The following is a 17,403-nucleotide window of genomic DNA, read 5'->3' as shown; positions in this document are numbered from 1 at the left end:
TCGGCGAGCGGGACGGTAGCGAGGGCGAGGGCACGGGCGAGGGCGCAGGCGCGGGCGAGGGCGCAGGCGCGGGCGAGGGCGCGGGCGAGGGCGCGGGCGCGGGCGAGGGCGCGGGCGAGGGCGGCGTCGTGGCAGGTGCGGCCGGTGGCTCCGGAGGGCGTGCGGCCGGTGCTGGGAGGGTGTGGCGGCCAGGGCGTAGGGCCGTGCGGGGCGTGCGGGGAACGCTGTGGCTGTGGTCGGCGCGGGGGAGAGCGGTGAGCGTCGTGGGGTGGCGCGACGGTGGCGGTGGTGGTGATCGCGAACAGCAGGCGGTAGCACGGTGGCCCGGGGTGTGCTGTGGCCGCTGTGCTGCGGTGAGGTGTGCTGAGCGGTGCGCGGGCGCGCCGGTGTAGGGGTCCGCGCGAGAGCGGTGGCGGGCTGCGGGTGGGGTGCGTCGGGGAGGGTCAGTCGCGGGACGGTTTGCGGGGGGTGAACAGGTCGGCCGTGGGCTGCTGGGACGGAGGCTGGGCGGGCTCGAAGGGGGCGCGGTACCCCGGCTCGGACGACGGGTCCGCCTGCTCGGCCGCGGCCGCCGTCAGACGGCGGTGGGCGCGCCGGGCGCGGAGCACGCGCAGGGTGACCAGCAGGAGGGCGGCCAGCGCCGCCACGGCGAGGTAGAGCCAGGCGGCCCAGGTCTCGGCGATCGGGTCGCGGTAGAGGTTCGGCGCGTAGGGGAGGCCGGCGGTGAAGTTGTCCCAGGTGATGTCGGAGACGTCGGCCGGGTGGCGTTCGGCGGGCGGCGTGCGCAGGGCGGCGCCGATCATGACGGAGGAGCCGAGGACCTGCCCCGCTGCCATCGCGGCCCCCGCGTACAGGCCGGCCACGGGGACGAGCACGAAGGTGCGCGGGCGTGCCGCGCCGATCGCCAGCGCGACCAGCAGCGCGACGATCAGCGACGTGACGAGCGACACCGGGTGCCCGTTGCCGAACGTCGTGACGGCCGCCGGCAGGCGGGTCTGGAACAGCACGGCCGCCCCCAGCGCGGCCGCCCCGACGAGCGCCGCCACCAGGCCCATGAGCAGCCCCGCGAGCAGACCCGACCGGTTATGTGACATCTCAGCCCCCAGAGAATGCACGAATTTACTCCGATGAGTCGGGCACTTTACTCGACCGTCGCAAAACGTGCGTGTAGCACCCGCGTGCGCAGGGCGGGGGCCGCAGTGGTCTAAACCAATTTGGGTCCGATAAGGTTCGTGGTTGAGGTTTCAGCCCGCCATCTGTTCGAGGAGATCGCGTGAGCATCCGCGTAGGCGTCAACGGCTTCGGCCGCATCGGCCGCAACTTCTGGCGCGCTGTCGCCGCCAGCGGCAAGGACATCGAGATCGTCGCGGTCAACGACCTGACCGACAACGCGACGCTCGCCCACCTTCTGAAGTACGACAGCATCCTGGGCCGCCTGCCCTACGAGGTGAAGGCCACCAGCGACGAGATCACGGTCGACGGCAAGGCGATCAAGGTCTTCGAGGAGCGCGACCCGGCCAAGCTGCCCTGGGGCGACCTCGGCGTCGACGTCGTCGTCGAGTCCACCGGCCTGTTCACCGACGCCGCCAAGGCCAAGGTGCACGCCGAGAACGGCGCGAAGAAGGTCATCATCTCCGCTCCGGCGAAGAACGAGGACGTCACGATCGTCATGGGCGTGAACGACTCCTCCTACGACCCGGCTCAGCACACGATCATCTCCAACGCCTCCTGCACCACCAACTGCCTCGCGCCCATGGCCAAGGTCATCCACGACTCCTTCACCATCGAGAAGGGCCTGATGACCACGATCCACGCCTACACGCAGGACCAGAACCTGCAGGACGGCCCGCACAAGGACCTGCGCCGCGCCCGCGCCGCCGCCCTCAACGTGGTGCCCACCTCCACCGGCGCCGCCAAGGCCATCGGCCTGGTCCTGCCGGAGCTGAAGGGCAAGCTCGACGGCTTCGCGATGCGCGTGCCGATCCCCACCGGCTCGGCCACCGACCTCACCGTCGACGTCAGCCGCGACGTCACGGTCGACGAGGTCAACGCCGCCGTCAAGGCCGCCGCCGAGGGCCCGCTGAAGGGCATCCTCAGCTACACCGAGGACCAGATCGTCTCCTCCGACATCGTCACCGACCCGGCCTCCTGCATCTTCGACGCCGGCCTCACCAAGGTGATCGGCAACCAGGTCAAGGTCGTCGGCTGGTACGACAACGAGTGGGGCTACTCCAACCGCCTCGCCGACCTCATCGAGCTGGTGGGCCGCGGCCTCTGACGATCCCGGGGGCGACGTCCCCGCGCGGCGGCACCGCCCTTTTCCGGGCCGGCGGCGTCCAATGGAAGCTACGGGGAAGGGCGCCGGCCGGCAGCGGCCGGGGCCGCCTCATGGGCTGAGGCCATGACACACGTGCCGGGGCGCGCGCCACGCGCGCCCCGCTGGAACAGGAGCATGAGCATGCGCACGCTCGACGATCTCGACGTGAAGGGGCGGCGTGTGCTGGTGCGCGCCGACCTCAACGTCCCCCTCGACGGGGAGACGATCACCGACGACGGCCGCATCCGCGCGTCGGTGCCGACGATCAAGGCGCTGACCGGCCGGGGCGCGAAGGTCGTCGTCTGCGCCCACCTGGGCAGGCCGAAGGGCCAGGTCAACCCGAAGTACTCGCTGCGGCCGGTGGCCGTCCGCCTGGGCGAGCTGCTGGGCCAGGACGTCGCCTTCGCCGCCGACGTGGTCGGCGACAGCGCCCGCGCCACCGTGGAGGCGCTCCAGGACGGCCAGGTGGCGCTGCTGGAGAACCTGCGCTTCGAGCCGGGCGAGGACTCCAAGGACGACGCCGCGCGCGGCGCGTTCGCCGAGAAGCTGGCCGGCCTCGCCGAGCTGTACGTGGGCGACGGCTTCGGCGCGGTGCACCGCAAGCACGCCAGCGTCTACGACGTGCCCAGGATCCTGCCGCACGCGGCGGGCGGGCTGATCGTGGCCGAGGTCGAGGTGCTGAAGAAGCTGACCGAGCAGCCCGAGCGCCCGTACGTGGTGGTGCTGGGCGGCGCGAAGGTCAGCGACAAGCTCGGCGTCATCGCCAACCTGCTGACCAAGGTCGACCGGCTGCTGATCGGCGGCGGCATGGCCTACACCTTCCTCAAGGCCCAGGGCCACGAGGTGGGCCGGTCGCTGCTCCAGGAGGACCAGCTCGACCAGGTGCGCGGCTTCCTGTCCGAGGCCGCCGAGCGCGGCGTGGAGCTCGTCCTGCCGGTCGACGTGCTGGCCGCCACCGAGTACGCCCCCGACGCCGCGCACGAGGCCGTCGAGGCCACCGCGATCCCGGCCGACCGGGAGGGGCTCGACATCGGGCCGAAGACCCGCGAGCTGTTCGCCGCCAAGCTGGCCGACGCCAAGACCGTCTTCTGGAACGGCCCGATGGGCGTGTTCGAGTTCGACGCGTTCTCCGGCGGCACCAAGGCCGTCGCGGAGGCGCTGATCTCCTCCGGGGCCTTCACCGTGGTGGGCGGCGGCGACTCCGCGGCCGCGGTGCGCAAGCTGGGCCTGCCCGAGGACGGTTTCTCGCACATCTCCACCGGCGGCGGGGCCAGCCTCGAATATCTTGAGGGCAAGACCCTGCCCGGACTCGCCGCACTGGAGGAGTAGGTGTCGCAGCAGCGCAAGCCCCTCATCGCCGGCAACTGGAAGATGAACCTCAACCACCTTGAGGCCATCGCGCTCGTCCAGAAGCTGGCCTTCGCCCTCAACGACAAGGACTTCGACAAGGTCGAGGTCGCCGTCCTGCCGCCGTTCACCGACCTGCGCAGCGTCCAGACCCTGGTCGACGGCGACAAGCTCAGGATCGTCTACGGGGCCCAGGACGTCTCGCCGCACGACGGCGGCGCCTACACCGGTGAGATCTCCGGCCCGATGCTCGCCAAGCTGAGCTGCACGTACGTGGTCATCGGCCACTCCGAGCGGCGCCAGTACCACGGCGAGGACGACGACGTCGTCAACGCCAAGGTGCAGGCCGCCTACCGGCACTCGCTCACGCCGATCCTGTGCGTGGGCGAGGGCCTGGCGGTGCGCCAAGAGGGCGGCCACATCGCGCACAGTCTCGGCCAACTCGACGGCGCGCTGCGCAAGATCTCGGCCGAGCAGGCAAAATCGATAGTGGTGGCCTACGAGCCGGTGTGGGCGATCGGCACCGGCGAGGTGGCCACCCCCGAGGACGCCCAGGAGGTCTGCGGAGCGTTGCGAATCAGACTCGCTGAGCTCTACGACGCCGAAGTGGCCTCGGCGGTCCGTATCCTTTACGGTGGCTCGGTCAAGTCAGGCAATATCGCCGGGATCATGGCACAACCGGATGTCGATGGCGCGCTCGTGGGCGGTGCCAGCATCGACGCCGGGGAGTTCGCCAAGATCTGCCGATTCTCCGAATTGCCTGGCTAACTGAGCCGTTCGGGAGATGCGACTTGACAGCAGGTCGTACCCTCGAAAGGCAAGTTTGAATCGTCACGCGTCACAGAGCATTGAAGGAACAGGCATACCGTGGAAATCGGAATCTCCATCGCCCTCATCCTGGCGAGCCTTCTCATGATCCTGCTCGTCCTGCTTCACAAGGGCAAGGGTGGTGGCCTGTCTGACATGTTCGGCGGCGGCTTCTCGTCGAACTTCGGTGGTTCCTCGGTGGTGGAGCGCAACCTCGACCGGCTGACCGTCATCACGGGCACCATCTGGTTCGTCTGCATCATCGCTCTCGGCCTGCTCATGCGGCCCTGAGCAACAAGTAACGCGTGACAGTGATTCTCCCCCCGTGTTCGCGCGCGGGGCGATCGAGCGAGGAGTTCATCCGTGGGTAGTGGCAACGCGATCCGTGGCAGCCGAGTCGGCGCCGGCCCTATGGGGGAGGCCGAGCGTGGCGAGGCGGCTCCGAGAGTGCGGGTCTCGTTCTGGTGCGCCAACATGCACGAGACGCGCCCCAGTTTCGCCAGCGACGCGGCGGTCCCCGAGCTGTGGGACTGTCCTCGTTGCGGCCTCCCTGCCGGACAGGACGAGTCGAACCCCCCTGCCCCGCCGCGGAACGAGCCGTACAAGACGCACCTCGCGTACGTGAAGGAGCGCAGGAGCGACAAGGACGGCAAGGCGATCCTGGAGGAGGCGCTGGAGCGCCTGCGCGCCAACAAGTCGCCCTGGTAGGCGTCCCGGCGCGCACGACGAGCCCCCGCCGGCAGCGGCGGGGGCTTCCGCGTGTCCCGGGGCCCTGCCGGGCCCTACTGGTGGACCGGCTCGCCGTCCACGAACGTCATCCGCGCGCGCGCCGTCCAGATCTCCTCCGGCGGCAGCGCGAACGGGTCGCGGTCCAGCACCACCAGGTCGGCCGGGCGGCCCGGCTCGATGACGCCCGCGGGTGAGCGGTTGATCCAGGCCGAGCCCGAGGTGTACGCGGCCATCGCGGTCGCCAGGTCGATGCGCTGCCCCGGCAGGAACGGCGTCTGCGCGGTCGGGTAGCCCGCGTGGACCGAGCCGCCCGGCTCGGTCCGGTTGACCGCCACGTGCATGCCCTGCACCGGGTCGGCGTTGGAGACCGGCCAGTCGCTGCCCGCGCAGAGGCGGGTGCCGTGCTCCAGCAGGTCCCTGAAGGGGTACTGCCACGACGAGCGCGGCTCGCCCAGGTACGGCAGCGTCAGCTCGTCCATCTGGGCGTGGTGGGTGGCCCACAGCGGCTGCAGGTTGGCCGTGACGCCGAGCGCGGCGAAGCGCGGCACGTCGGACGGCTCGATGATCTGCAGGTGCGCGATGTGGTGCCGGTTGGCCGGGTCCGTGCCCTCGAAGCTGTCCAGGGCCTCGCGGACGGCGCGCTCGCCGATGGCGTGGAAGTGCACCTGGAAGCCGTGGCGGTCGAGCTCGGCGACGTACTCCCTGAGCTTGACGGGGTCCACGTACGACAGGCCGGTGCCGCCGCACAGGCAGTACGGCTCCAGCGTGGCGGCGGTGAAGTTCTCCGTGATGCCGTCCTGCATGATCTTGACGGAGCCGGCCCGGAACCGGTCCAGGCCCTCCGCCAGGGCCCGCCGCGCCACCAGCTCCTCGATCTGCTCCGCGCCGCGCGTCCTGTCCCACCACAGGGCGCCCGTCACGCGGGCCCTGAGACGCCCCTGGCGGGCCGCGGACAGGTAGGTGGGCAGTTGGTCGTCCGAGCCCGCGTACGAGCCCACGATGGCGTCCTGCCAGCCTGTGATGCCCAGCGAGAACAGGTGCCGCTGCGCGTCCTGCAGCGCCGCGTCCAGGTCCTCGGCCGTGGGGCGGGGGGTGAGCAGGCCGACGAGGTCCATCGCGCCCTCGTGCAGGACGCCGGACGGGCCGCCGTCGGGGTCGCGCTCGATGCGGCCGTCGGCCGGGTCGGGGGTGTCGCGGGTGATGCCGGCGCGCTCCAGGGCGCGGGAGTTGACCCAGGCGGCGTGGTGGTCGCGCTGGATCAGGTAGACCGGGCGGTCGAGGTGGTCGAGCTGCGCGCGGTGAGGCAGGCCGCCGGGGAAGGCGGACATGTCCCAGCCGCCGCCGTCGATCCACTCCCTGCCCGGGTTGCGCGCGGCGTAGGCGTCGATCGCGGCGAGGTAGGCGTCCAGGCCGAAGACCTCCGACAGGTCGCACTTGGCGCGCTCCAGGCCCGCCTGGACGGGGTGGATGTGGGCGTCGGTGAAGCCCGGCGTCAGCAGGCCGCCGTCCAGGTCGACCGTCTCGTGCGACGGCGCCCGCCGGGCCAGCTCCCCCTCCGGGCCCACGGCGGCGATCACGCCGTCGCTCACCAGCACGGCCGCCTCCCGTACGCCGTCCGGGGTGAAGACGCGGCCGCCGCGGAAGAGGATGGTCATCGGTTCTCCTTGTCGGTGGGAGGAACGGTGGTGGGGGCGCGGTGAGGGCGCGGTGGGTCAGTGCCCGGTGATGAGGTCGGCGAAGCGGGCCAGGACCGAGGTGCGCGGCATCGTGCGCTCGCGGTGGTCGGCCACCCGGTAGAGGCGGTACATCGCGTGCACGCCGATCCAGCGCAGCGGCTCCGGCTCCCACGGGCGCACCTCGCGGCCCACCCACGGCAGGGACGTCAGGTCCGTCTCCTCGCCGAGGATCAGGTCGCGCAGCGTGCGGCCGGCCAGGTTGGTGGTGGTGACGCCGTGGCCGGTGTAGCCGCCCGCCCAGCCGAGGCCCGTCGCCGGGTCCACGTGCACGGTCGAGCACCAGTCGCGCGGCACGCCGAGCACGCCCGACCAGGCGTGCGCGACCGCCGAGGAACGGGCGGCGGGGAAGAACTCGGTCAGCAGGCCCCACAGCGCCTCGACCGTCCACTCGTGGGTGCGGCCGCGGGCGTCGATGCGGGAGCCGTACAGGTAGGGGCGGCCCCGGCCGCCGAAGGCGATCCGGTCGTCGGCGGTGCGCTGGGCGTACATGTAGTAGTGGGCCAGGTCGCCGAGCAGCTCGGCGCCGCTCCAGCCGACCTCGTCCCAGAACGACCGCGGCAGCGGCTCGGTGACGATCATGGAGCTGTTCATCGGCAGCCACTGGCGGCGCAGGCCGCGCAGGCGGGCGGTGAAGCCCTCGGTGGCGCGGATGACGTGGCCGGCGGTCACGGTGCCGTACGGGGTGACGGCGCGGTGCGGGACGATCTCCGTGACCGGCGTGCGCTCGTAGATCGGCACGCCGAGCTCCCGGACGACCCTGGCCAGGCCCTGCGCCAGCTTGGCGGGCTGGATGCGGGCGCAGTGCGGGCTCCAGGTGCCCGCGAGCGCGCCGGCGACCTTGAGGTGGTCGCCGGGGTCAACCAGGCGCAGGTCGTCCTCGCCGATGCCCCAGGGGCGGGCGGCCTCGACCGACTCGCGCAGGCGGGCGGCCTGGGCGGGGGTGCGGGCCACGTTCAGCACGCCGCCCTTGACCAGGTCGCAGTCGATGCCCTCCTTGTCGCAGACGGCGATGACCTCGTCGATCGAGTCGTACATCTCGCGCTGCAGGCGGCGGGCGCCCTCGCCGTAGCGCTCGTGCGAGCCGGCCAGGTCGCCGGTGAGCCAGCCGCCGTTGCGGCCGGAGGCGCCGAAGCCGGCGAACTCCTGCTCCAGCAGGACGACGCGGAGGGACGGGCGGGCGCGCTTGAGGTAGTACGCGGTCCACAGGCCCGTGTAGCCGGCGCCGACGATCGCGACGTCGGCCTCCAGGTCGCCGTCGAGCCGGGGGCCCGGGGCGGGGATGCCCAGGGACCGGTACCAGAAGGACACGTCGCCGTTCACGTACTCGGACGACAAGGGAACACGCACGCTCATGCCCCCGTATCCTGCTATATCCGGACACTGCGCCGCATCTCGCAACGAAATTCGTGATCGATCCTCAACGAGTCGTGCCGGGCGGGCGGCGGGCTCGCGGGGCGGCGGCACGTATCCGGATATATGGGTTCATTCGCGATGAAACACGACGTTAGCGGCCGTGTAACAGCTCCCCGGCATGCTGGACGCATGGGATTCTTGCGCATCCGCACCACAGTGGACGAGCGGCCCGGGCGGCTGGCCTCCCTCGCCTCGGCCCTGGCCGACAGGGGCGGCAACATCCTGGGCCTCAGCGTCCAGTCCGACACCGACGGCACCGTTGACGAGTTCGTCGCCGACATCCCCGCCCACCCCGAGACCGTGCGCGAGGCCCTGGAGGCGGCCGGCGGCCGCCGGGTCCAGGTGGTGCCCGCCACCGCCCACGAGCTGACCGACGAGCCCACCCGCGCGCTCCTGCTGGCCTCCCGGCTGCGCACGATGCCGTGGCGGCTGCCGGAGCTGCTGGCCGAGCTGCTGCGCGCCGACGACGCCCGGTGGATCTATGGTGAAGCGGTGAGTGATCTTCCCGACCCGACCCAGCTCGTGGTGCCCGTCGCCGCCAAGCGCGCGGTCCGGCTGCGCCGCGCCGAGCTGCCGTTCACGCTGACCGAGGCGGCCAGGGCCGCCGCCTTCGCCCGGCTCGCCCAGCCCGCGGAGGACCAGGCGAGCGCCGAGCGCGGGCTCAAGCTGGCCGACGGCGCCGAGGTGACCGTCCGCCCGCTCACCTCGATCTACCGCGAGGCCGTCCGCGACCTGCACGACCGGTGCTCGCCGGAGTCGCGCAGGTTCCGCTACTTCACCTCGATGCCGGCGCTCCCGGCCCGCATGTTCGACCGGCTGTGCGACCGGAGCAGGGGATACTCCCTGGTCGCCGGGCACGACGGGCAGGTCGTGGGGATGGCGAACCTCATGTTCACCCCCGACCCGGGCATCGCCGAGATGGCCTTCCTCGTCGAGGACCGCTGGCAGGGGCGCGGTCTGGGCACGGCCATGGCGAAGATGCTGGTGCGGGCCGCGCGCGACCTCGGGTACGCCGAGGTGCGGGCGACCATGTTGTCGGACAACGTGCGGATGCGCAGGCTGCTGGTCTCGCTGGGCGCGACGCTCGGCTACACCGAGGACCCGGGCGTGGTGGAGTCCCGGCTGCCGGTGGGCGCCCTGGCGGCGGTCTGACGGGCGGCGGTCCGGCGGGCGGCGGTCCGGCGGGCGGCGGTCCGGCGGGCGGCGGTCCGGTGGCCCGGCGGGCGGTGCGAAGGGCGTGGCGGGTCAGCCGACGCCCTTCTCGCCCTCGCCCTCCTCGCGGCTCTCGCCGGCCGCCTCGGCGGGGCCCGTGTCGTTCCCGGGCGTGACGGGCGGCCGGATGCCCAGGTGGCGTTCGATGCGCTCCAGGCTCTCCTGGATCTGGGCGAGCCGTTCGGTGATGCCGGAGGTCCCGGCGAACAACATCTCGGGCGGACGCTCCCTGGAGCCCCGGCCGACGCGTTCGAGCAGCCGCTGGCGCACATCCGGCAGGTCCGCGCCGGCGTCCACGAGCGCCTGGGCGGCCAGCCCCTCGCCCTCCCTGATCAGCCCGAGCAGGATGTGCTCGGTGCCGATGTAGTTGTGGCGGAGCTGCAGCGCCTCGCGCAGCGACAGCTCCAGCACCTTCTTCGCGCGCGGCGTGAACGGGATGTGCCCGCTCGGCGGCTTGCCGTCGTGCCCCGTCTCGCGCTCGACGAAGGCGCGCACGTGGTCCAGCTCGACGCCGCAGCCGTCCAGGACCAGGGCGGCCAGGCCCTCGCCCTCCGCGATGAGGCCGAGCAATATGTGCTCCGTGCCGATGTAGCCGTGGTTCATCATCCGCGCCTCCTCCTGGGCGAGGACGACGACCCTGCGCGCTCGGTCGGTGAAGCGTTCGAACACCGGGGGGCCTCCCATCTGGTGGGGCTGCCTCCACTATGCGCTAGAAAACCGGCCATGTGGGGTATTTGTCCTGTGTGGATCTTGACGAGGTGGCCGACCGCCTCTACGCGCTCCCGCCGCCGGAGTTCACGGCCGCGCGCGCGGCCGAGGCCCGCGCCGCCAAGGCCGCCGGCGACGCGCGGCTCGCGCGCGAGATAGCCGGGCTGCGCAAGCCCACCGTGTCGGCCTGGGCGGTCAACCGGGCCGCCCGCGAGCACCCGGACGAGGTGGCCGGCCTCCTGGAGGTGGGGGAGCGGCTGCGCGCCGCCTGGCAGGAGCAGGACGCCGCCGCCCTGGCCGAGCTGACCCGCCGCCGGGGCGAGGTCACCGGCCGGCTCGGCCGGCTCATCAGGCAGGACGGCGAGCTGTCGGCCGCCGCGGCCGCCGAGGTGGACCAGACCCTGGACGCCGCCGTCGTGGACGCCGGCGCCGCCGCGCAGGTGCGCCTCGGGCGGCTGGCCAAGCCCCTCGCCTACAGCGGCTTCGCGCCCGCCCCGGCGCCGCGCGGCCGGACCGGCGGGGCGCCGGGGAAGAAGCCCGCCCCGGAGGACGAGGCCGCCGCCCGCCGCGCCCGCGAGGAGGCCGAGGCCAGGAAGGCCAGGGAGCGGGCCGAGGCGGAGGCGGCGCACCGGGAGTGGCGGGAGGCGCTGGAGGCCGCCCAGCGCGACCACGACGAGCGCGCGGCCAAGGTGGAGCGGCTGGAGCGCAAGCTCGCCAAGGCGCGCGGGAAGCTGGCCGACAGCGGGCACCGGCTGGAGGTCGCCAGGCGGGAGGAGCGACACGCCCGCCAGCGCCTGGACCGCCTGTAGACGGGCGTCAGGGGCGGGTGGCGTGAGCGAGGTGGGCGCAGACGGGGAAGCCGTCGCGCGCGTACGGCGCCGCCAGCCGCTCGTAGCAGGCCCTGACCCGCGCCGCGACCGCCGCCGGCTGCCGCCCGATCACCCCGAACCGGGGCCCGCCCGCCCCCACCACGTCCGTCCACCAGGCGCCCGGGTCCACCCGGTGCCGCCAGCGCACGTCCTCCACCTCCGCGCCCGCGAACCCGGCCGCCGCCAGCAGCCCGGCGAACCGTTCCGGCGCGGCGTCGGCGGCGAAGGGCCGCGGCGGGGCGAGGCCGGTCAGCCCGGCCGCCTCCATGGCGTCGAGGAGGACGCCGGTGGCGGTCATCTCGTCGGCCTTCCACCAGCTCAGCGCGAGGACGCCGCCGGGCCGCAGCACGCGCCGCAGCTCCCGCAGCGCGGCGCCGGTGTCGGGCACGTGGTTGATGACGAAGTTGCCCGCGACGGCGTCGAACGCCGCGTCCTCGAACGGCAGGTCCGGCAGCGCCGCCTCCAGCACCAGGGCGCCGGGGAAGCGCCGCGCGGTCAGCGCGGCCATGGCCGGGTCGGCGTCCACGGCCGTCACCTCGGCCCCGAGGGCGAGCGCCGCCCCGGTGACCACCCCGCTGCCGCAGCCTACGTCGAGCAGCCGCCCCGCGCCGCGCGGGACCCTGGCCAGCAGGGCGGCGACGGTGCAGCGGCTCAGCCGGGCGAACCCGCGGTCGTAGGCTTCGGCGTCCACCACGTCTCCAGCGTAGCGGACGAAGCTGACATTCTTCCGTCAGATTGACGCGGAAACCCTACCGGGACCCGGACCGCCGCTCCTAGGGTCGTCGCCATGACCACCACCCCCGACGACCCGGCCCTCGACGCCTTCATCGCCGCCCTCCCCAAGGTCGAGCTGCACGTGCACCTGGTCGGCTCCGCCTCCGTGCCCACCGTCCTGGAGCTGGCCCGCCGCCACCCGGACGCCACGGAGGTCCCGCGCACGGAGGAGGAGCTGCGCCGCTTCTACACCTTCCGCGACTTCCCGCACTTCGCCCGCGTCTACTCCGCCGTCAACCGCCTGGTGCGCGAGCCGGAGGACGTCGCCACGCTCGTCCTCGGCCTGGCCCGCGACCTCGCCCCCCAGGGTGCCAGGTACGTGGAGCTGCAGGTCACGCCGTACGCCCACCACATCGTCGGCATGCCGATGCGCGAGGTGACCGAGGCCCTCGACGTCGCCGCCCGCCGCTCGGCCGCCGAGCACGGCGTGGAGATCGCCTACATCTTCGACATCCCCGGCGAGTACGGCGAGGAGGCCGCCAAGATCACCCTCGACCACGCCCTCCAGGAACCTCCCGCCGCGCTGGTAGGTTTCGGCATCGGCGGGATCGAGCAGGAACGCGTCAAGTACCGCGACGCCTTCCGCGCCGCGTTCACCGCCGCCCGCGCCGCCGGGCTGCACAGCGTCCCGCACGGCGGCGAGATGAGCGGGCCCGAGACGATCTGGGAGGTCATCGAGGGCTACGGCGCCGAGCGCATCGGCCATGGCATCAACTGCCTCGCCGACCCGCGCCTGGTCGCCCACCTCCGCGACACCCGGCTCCCGCTGGACGTCTGCCCCACCTCCAACCTCCGCACCGGCCAGATCGCCCGCATCGAGGACCACCCGCTGCCCCGGCTGCTGGAGGAGGGCCTGTACGTGACGCTGAACAGCGACGACCCGCCGATGTTCGCCACCACCCTGGCCGAGGAGTACCGGGTCGCCGCCGGCGTCTTCGGCCTCGGCCGGAACGAGCTGGCGGGGCTGGCCGCGAACGGGGTGCGGGCGTCGTACCTGCCGGCGGCCCGCAAGGCGGAGCTGCTGGCCGAGATCGACGCCCTGCTCTGAGAACGACGGCGGGCGGCACCCCCGCGAAGGAGCGCCGCCCGCCGGAAGGACGCGTCAGGGCGAGGCGAGCCGCCCCAGCTCCGGCGGGATCTTCCCGGCCGCCGCCCGGTCGAGCAGGAACAACGTCCGCAGCCGCCCCCGCGCCCCGGCCGCCGGCACCTGCACGGGACCGGACTCCGACAGGGCCAGCCGCACCGCGCCGGCCTTCTCCTCGCCGGCCGCCACCACCCACACCTCGCGCGCCGCCTGGATGGCCGGCAGCGTGAGGGAGATGCGGGTGGGCGGCGGCTTGGGGGAGCCGTGCACGGCCACGACGGGCCGCGTGTCGTACAGGGCGGGCATGCCGGGGAACAGCGAGGCCACGTGGGAGTCGGGCCCCATGCCGAGCAGCAGCACGTCGAACCCGGGCACCGGCCCGTGGTCCTCCGGCCGGGCCGCGGCGCGCAGCTCGGCGGCGTAGGACTCGGCCGACTCCTCCGCCGTCAGGCCCGAGTCGGGGCCGCGCATCACGTGCACCCGCTCGGGGTCGACGTCCACGTGGTCGAGCAGCGCCTCGCGGGCGCCGGTCTCGTTGCGCTCCTTGTCGCCCCCGGGCAGGAAACGCTCGTCGCCCCACCACACGTCCAGCCGCCGCCAGTCGACGGCGTCGCGGGCGGGGGTGGCGGCGATGGCGGCCAGCGTGGCGATGCCGACCGTGCCGCCGGTCAGCACCAGCGACGCCGAGCCCTTGGCGGACTGGGCGTCGACCAGGCGGGTGATGATCCGCGCGGCGACGGCCTTGGCCAGGACGTCGGCATTGCGGTGGACGATGATGCCGGGAGCGCTCACGGACGTCAGTTTCGCAGTCACGGTCTCTCGCGTCATCCCTTGTACGTCCGGGCGAACCGCTTCACCGCGGCCTCGTAGATCTCGTCGCTGTCCAGCCTGCGCAGCTCCTCCGCCATCAGCTCGGAGGTGGTGCGCCGGGCCAGGGCCACGTTGCGGTCGGGCTGGCCGGGACGGGACAGCGTAGCCAGGCGCGCGTCGGTGCGCACCACGGCCAGCTCGCCGTCGCCGGTCTGCAGCCGCACCGCGGTCAGGCCGGGCCCGCTGGAGTCGGCCACCTTGATCGTCGCGCCCAGCCGCTCCGACAGCCACGCGGCCAGCAGCGGCGCGCTCGGGTGCCCGGGCGCGGCCTCCACGACGCCCTTGCGCACCCGGCCCACCGGCTGGTCGAACGCGGCCGCCAGCAGGCTCCGCCACGGCGTCAGCCGCGCCCACGACAGGTCGGTGTCGCCGCGGGCGTACCCCTTGGCCCGGGTGACCAGCGACTGGATGCCGCCGTCGTCGAAGCCCTTGGCGTCGGTGATGCGGCGCTGCGCCAGCGCGCCGATCGGGTCCTTGGACGGCACTTCCGGCGCCGCGCCCGGCCACCACGCCACCACCGGCGTGTCGGGCAGCAGCAGCGGGCTGACCACCGAGTCGGCGTGCTGGGTCAGCTCGCCGTACAGGCGCAGCACCACGACCTCGCCCGGGGTGTTCTCGCCGATGCGCAGCTCGGCGTCCAGCCGGATGGCCTCCTCAGGCTCGCGGGTGATCAGCACGATGATGCGCGAGGGGTGCTCGCGGGCCGCCTCGGTCGCGGCGCGCAGCGCGTCGTACTGGTGGCGCTCCTCGCAGACCACCACGAGCGTCAGCACCATGCCGATGGCGGGCGCGCCCATCTGGTGGCGCAGGTGCGTGAACTGCGCCGAGATCTTGCCCGCCGTCGTGTCCGACAGCATGAACGTGGTCATCTAGAGCCTCCTCCACACGCGGCCGTCGCGGGCCATCATCGCGTCGGCCGACGGCGGCCCCCAGGAACCCGACTCGTAGGGCTCGGGCTGCCCCTGCGTGGCCCAGAACTCCTCGATCGGGTCGAGGATCGTCCACGACAGCTCCACCTCCCGCTGGTGCGGGAACAGCGGCGGATCGCCGATCATGACGTCGAGCAGCAGCCGCTCGTACGCCTCCGGCGACGACTCCAGGAACGACTCGCCGTAGGCGAAGTCCATGGACACGTCGCGCACCTCCATGGCGGTGCCCGGCACCTTGGAGCCGAAGCGCACCGTGATGCCCTCGTCCGGCTGGACCCGCACGACCAGCGCGTTCTGGCCCAGGATCTCGGTGTCGGTCTTGCTGAACGGCAGGTGCGGCGCCCGCTGGAACACCACCGCGACCTCGGTCACCCGCCGCCCCAGCCGCTTGCCGGTGCGCAGGTAGAACGGCACCCCGGCCCAGCGCCGGTTGGCGATCTCCAGCTTGACGGCGGCGTAGGTCTCGGTCTTGGAGTCGCTCGAGATGCCCTCCTCCTGGAGGTAGCCGACGACCTTCTCGCCGCCCTGCCAGCCGGCGGAGTACTGGCCGCGCGCCGTGTTCGCCTTCAGGTCGGCCGGCAGCCGCACCGCCCGCAGCACCTTCTCCTTCTCGCGGCGCAGCGCGGAGGCGTCGAACGACGTCGGGTCCTCCATCGCCACCAGCGCGAGGAGCTGCAGCAGGTGGTTCTGGATCACGTCGCGGGCCGCGCCGATGCCGTCGTAGTAGCCGGCCCGGCCGCCGATGCCGATGTCCTCGGCCATCGTGATCTGCACGTGGTCGACGTAGCTGCGGTTCCAGATCGGCTCGTAGAGGTTGTTGGCGAACCTCAGCGCCATGATGTTCTGGACGGTCTCCTTGCCGAGGTAGTGGTCGATCCGGAAGATCGAGCTCTCCGGGAAGGCGGAGGTGGTGATCTCGTTCAGCTCGTGCGCCGACTGCAGGTCGTGCCCGAACGGCTTCTCGATCACCACGCGCCGCCACGAGCCGTCGGGCGCCTCGGCGAGGCCGGTCCGCTTGAGCTGCTCGACCACCACGGGGAAGAACTTCGGCGGCACCGACAGGTAGAACGCGTAGTTCCCGCCGGTGCCGCGGGTCTGGTCGATCTCGTTCAGGGCCATGGCGAGGGCGTCGAAGGCGCCGTCGTCGGAGAACTCGCCCGGGACGAAGTGGATGCCCTCGAGGAGCTGCTTCCAGACCTCCTCCCGGAACGGCGTCCGGGCGTGCGCCTTGACGGCGTCGTGCGTCAGCTGGGCGAAGTCCTGGTCCTTCCAATCGCGCCGGGCGAAGCCGACCAGCGAGAAGCCGGGCGGCAGCAGCCCCCGGTTGCCCAGGTCGTAGATCGCCGGCAGCAGCTTGCGCTTGGCCAGGTCACCGGTCACGCCGAACAACACCATCACGCACGGCCCCGCCACCCGCGGCAGCCGCTTGTCGCTGGGGTCGCGCAACGGGTTCGCGGCGGCCACCTCGAGCGTGGTGGCGGTACCCGCGACGGCGGCCGCCACGGTGACGGCCTCCTCCATGGGTGCTGCCGGGTCTGTCATCTCAAACCTCCTGTGCGGCTGCGAGCAGGTGCGCGACTCCCGCCGCGCGGTCGGTCAAATGCAGGCGTACGGCGGGCCGCCCGCGCGCCTCTAGCGCCTCCAGGTCGCCGAGGGCCTGGGCGAGCTGGAGCCGGCCCAGCGTGTACGGCCGGCCGGGGACCGCCACGTCCTCCGCCACCGCCCCGGTGATCTGCAGGAACACCCCGTTCTGCGGCCCGCCCTGGTGATACTGCCCGGTGGCGTGCCGGAACCGCGGCCCCCACCCGAACGTCACCGGCCGGTCCGTGCGCAGCGCCAGCAGCGCCCGCAGCGTGGCCGGGTCGGCCATCATCCACGCGTCGGTCATCTGCTCGAAGTCGGCCCCCTCGGGGACCGGCGCGTCGAAGGCCGCCAGCCGGTCGAGATAGGCGGTCACCGCGAGGTAGCCGTCGGCGGGGACGGCGCGCAGCAGCTCGGTGAACACACCGGGAAGGTCCTTGGCCCCGGCCGCGCCGTACACCTCGACCGGGCCGTCGACCAGCGTGGGCGCGCCGGCGGGCAGGTCGGGCAGGGCCAGCAGGGCGGCGGTGGCGCGCTCCGGCTCGGCCGCGTCGGGCCGGTCGTCGGGGTCGACGCCCAGCAGCAGCGCGGCCACGGCGGCGGCGTACTCCCAGATCATGAACTGCGCGCCGAGGCGGCCGTCCACGCGCACGTCGCCGTCGTCGGAGTCGATGCCGACGACCAGCTCGTCCGCGGCGCCCTGGGGGTCGGCGCCGACGACCGGCAGGATGCCCCGGCCCTGCTTGCCGGTGGACGCGGCGACCAGCGCCTCGATCCAGTCGGGCAGCCCCGCGATGGGCGAGAGGCGGTCCTCCAGCAGCAGTTTGTCGCGCCCGGCCAGCGCCGCGCCGCCGAGCGCCGCCCCGAGGGCGAGGCCCGGGTTGCCGTCGTCGCGCGACAGCAGGGGCAGCACCTTGGCGGCGTCGTCCAGGAGCCGGGACACGTCCGCGCCGGCCAGCGCGGCGGGCAGCAGCGCCGCCGCCGACAGCGCCCCCGCCGACAGCGCGCCGTGGACGGCGCCCCGTCG

At 73.3% G+C, this 17,403-nt stretch carries 17 protein-coding genes; 8 read left to right on the top strand and 9 right to left on the bottom strand.

Annotation, left to right across the window (positions count from 1 at the left end):
- Positions 1 to 443: 443 nt before the first annotated feature.
- Complete coding sequence (locus MF672_RS22790) at positions 444 to 1,094, bottom strand: hypothetical protein (RefSeq protein WP_242373695.1); 651 nt, start codon at positions 1,092 to 1,094, stop codon at positions 444 to 446.
- A gap of 179 nt (positions 1,095 to 1,273) precedes the next feature.
- Between MF672_RS22790 and gap the strand changes: the two genes are divergently transcribed.
- The 5 genes from gap to MF672_RS22765 all read left to right on the top strand — a co-directional run bounded on the left by gap (position 1,274) and on the right by MF672_RS22765 (position 5,179).
- Positions 1,274 to 2,278, top strand: coding sequence for a type I glyceraldehyde-3-phosphate dehydrogenase (gene gap / locus MF672_RS22785; protein ID WP_242373694.1), 1,005 nt, complete (start codon positions 1,274 to 1,276; stop codon positions 2,276 to 2,278).
- Between the two features lie 180 nt (positions 2,279 to 2,458).
- Positions 2,459 to 3,646 carry a phosphoglycerate kinase gene (locus MF672_RS22780; protein WP_302893253.1) on the top strand — a complete coding sequence of 396 codons (1,188 nt, stop codon included), beginning with the start codon at positions 2,459 to 2,461 and terminating at the stop codon, positions 3,644 to 3,646.
- Positions 3,647 to 4,432 carry a triose-phosphate isomerase gene (gene tpiA, locus MF672_RS22775; RefSeq protein WP_302893252.1) on the top strand — a complete coding sequence of 262 codons (786 nt, stop codon included), beginning with the start codon at positions 3,647 to 3,649 and terminating at the stop codon, positions 4,430 to 4,432.
- Between the two features lie 99 nt (positions 4,433 to 4,531).
- On the top strand, positions 4,532 to 4,762 hold the full coding sequence (gene secG / locus MF672_RS22770) for a preprotein translocase subunit SecG (protein WP_080037067.1): 231 nt from the start codon (positions 4,532 to 4,534) through the stop codon (positions 4,760 to 4,762).
- A gap of 72 nt (positions 4,763 to 4,834) precedes the next feature.
- A complete protein-coding gene (locus MF672_RS22765) occupies positions 4,835 to 5,179 on the top strand; it encodes an RNA polymerase-binding protein RbpA (RefSeq protein WP_084685755.1) in 345 nt (114 codons plus the stop codon).
- A gap of 74 nt (positions 5,180 to 5,253) precedes the next feature.
- On the opposite strand, the gene MF672_RS22760 is transcribed toward MF672_RS22765, so the two are convergent.
- On the bottom strand, positions 5,254 to 6,855 hold the full coding sequence (locus tag MF672_RS22760; RefSeq protein ID WP_242373692.1) for an amidohydrolase: 1,602 nt from the start codon (positions 6,853 to 6,855) through the stop codon (positions 5,254 to 5,256).
- A 57-nt stretch (positions 6,856 to 6,912) separates the two neighbouring features.
- Positions 6,913 to 8,289 carry an NAD(P)/FAD-dependent oxidoreductase gene (locus MF672_RS22755; RefSeq protein ID WP_242373691.1) on the bottom strand — a complete coding sequence of 459 codons (1,377 nt, stop codon included), beginning with the start codon at positions 8,287 to 8,289 and terminating at the stop codon, positions 6,913 to 6,915.
- 189 nt (positions 8,290 to 8,478) lie between these two features.
- On the opposite strand from MF672_RS22755, the gene MF672_RS22750 reads away from it, so the two are divergent.
- Positions 8,479 to 9,501, top strand: coding sequence for a GNAT family N-acetyltransferase (locus MF672_RS22750; protein WP_242373690.1), 1,023 nt, complete (start codon positions 8,479 to 8,481; stop codon positions 9,499 to 9,501).
- Positions 9,502 to 9,594: 93 nt separating this feature from the next.
- On the opposite strand, the gene MF672_RS22745 is transcribed toward MF672_RS22750, so the two are convergent.
- Positions 9,595 to 10,230: a Clp protease N-terminal domain-containing protein gene (locus tag MF672_RS22745; RefSeq protein WP_507161373.1), complete on the bottom strand. Its 636-nt coding sequence runs from the start codon at positions 10,228 to 10,230 to the stop codon at positions 9,595 to 9,597.
- Positions 10,231 to 10,304: 74 nt separating this feature from the next.
- On the opposite strand from MF672_RS22745, the gene MF672_RS22740 reads away from it, so the two are divergent.
- Positions 10,305 to 11,078, top strand: coding sequence for a hypothetical protein (locus MF672_RS22740; protein ID WP_242373689.1), 774 nt, complete (start codon positions 10,305 to 10,307; stop codon positions 11,076 to 11,078).
- Between the two features lie 7 nt (positions 11,079 to 11,085).
- Here MF672_RS22740 and MF672_RS22735 read toward each other — a convergent pair whose 3' ends face one another.
- A complete protein-coding gene (locus tag MF672_RS22735) occupies positions 11,086 to 11,832 on the bottom strand; it encodes a class I SAM-dependent methyltransferase (protein WP_302893251.1) in 747 nt (248 codons plus the stop codon).
- A gap of 93 nt (positions 11,833 to 11,925) precedes the next feature.
- Here MF672_RS22735 and add point away from each other — a divergent pair, with 93 nt between their 5' ends.
- The gene (add, locus tag MF672_RS22730; RefSeq protein ID WP_242373688.1) at positions 11,926 to 12,960 is read left to right on the top strand and encodes an adenosine deaminase; all 1,035 of its coding nucleotides are present in this window, start codon (positions 11,926 to 11,928) and stop codon (positions 12,958 to 12,960) included.
- A 54-nt stretch (positions 12,961 to 13,014) separates the two neighbouring features.
- Here the strand turns inward: add and pgl are convergent, their stop codons facing one another.
- The 4 genes from pgl to MF672_RS22710 are packed head-to-tail and all read right to left on the bottom strand — an operon-like array spanning position 13,015 to position 17,319.
- Positions 13,015 to 13,788, bottom strand: a complete 774-nt coding sequence (gene pgl, locus MF672_RS22725) for a 6-phosphogluconolactonase (protein WP_242373687.1) — start codon at positions 13,786 to 13,788, stop codon at positions 13,015 to 13,017.
- Positions 13,789 to 13,820: 32 nt separating this feature from the next.
- Positions 13,821 to 14,735, bottom strand: coding sequence for a glucose-6-phosphate dehydrogenase assembly protein OpcA (locus tag MF672_RS22720; RefSeq protein ID WP_242373686.1), 915 nt, complete (start codon positions 14,733 to 14,735; stop codon positions 13,821 to 13,823).
- On the bottom strand, positions 14,736 to 16,316 hold the full coding sequence (zwf, locus tag MF672_RS22715; RefSeq protein ID WP_242373726.1) for a glucose-6-phosphate dehydrogenase: 1,581 nt from the start codon (positions 16,314 to 16,316) through the stop codon (positions 14,736 to 14,738).
- A 22-nt stretch (positions 16,317 to 16,338) separates the two neighbouring features.
- Positions 16,339 to 17,319: a hypothetical protein gene (locus MF672_RS22710; protein WP_247815391.1), complete on the bottom strand. Its 981-nt coding sequence runs from the start codon at positions 17,317 to 17,319 to the stop codon at positions 16,339 to 16,341.
- Between the last annotated feature and the right edge of the window lie 84 nt (positions 17,320 to 17,403).

The organism is Actinomadura luzonensis, assembly GCF_022664455.2.
GTDB classification, from domain to species: domain Bacteria; phylum Actinomycetota; class Actinomycetes; order Streptosporangiales; family Streptosporangiaceae; genus Nonomuraea; species Nonomuraea luzonensis.
This window is presented reverse-complemented; position numbering and strand designations above follow the sequence as displayed.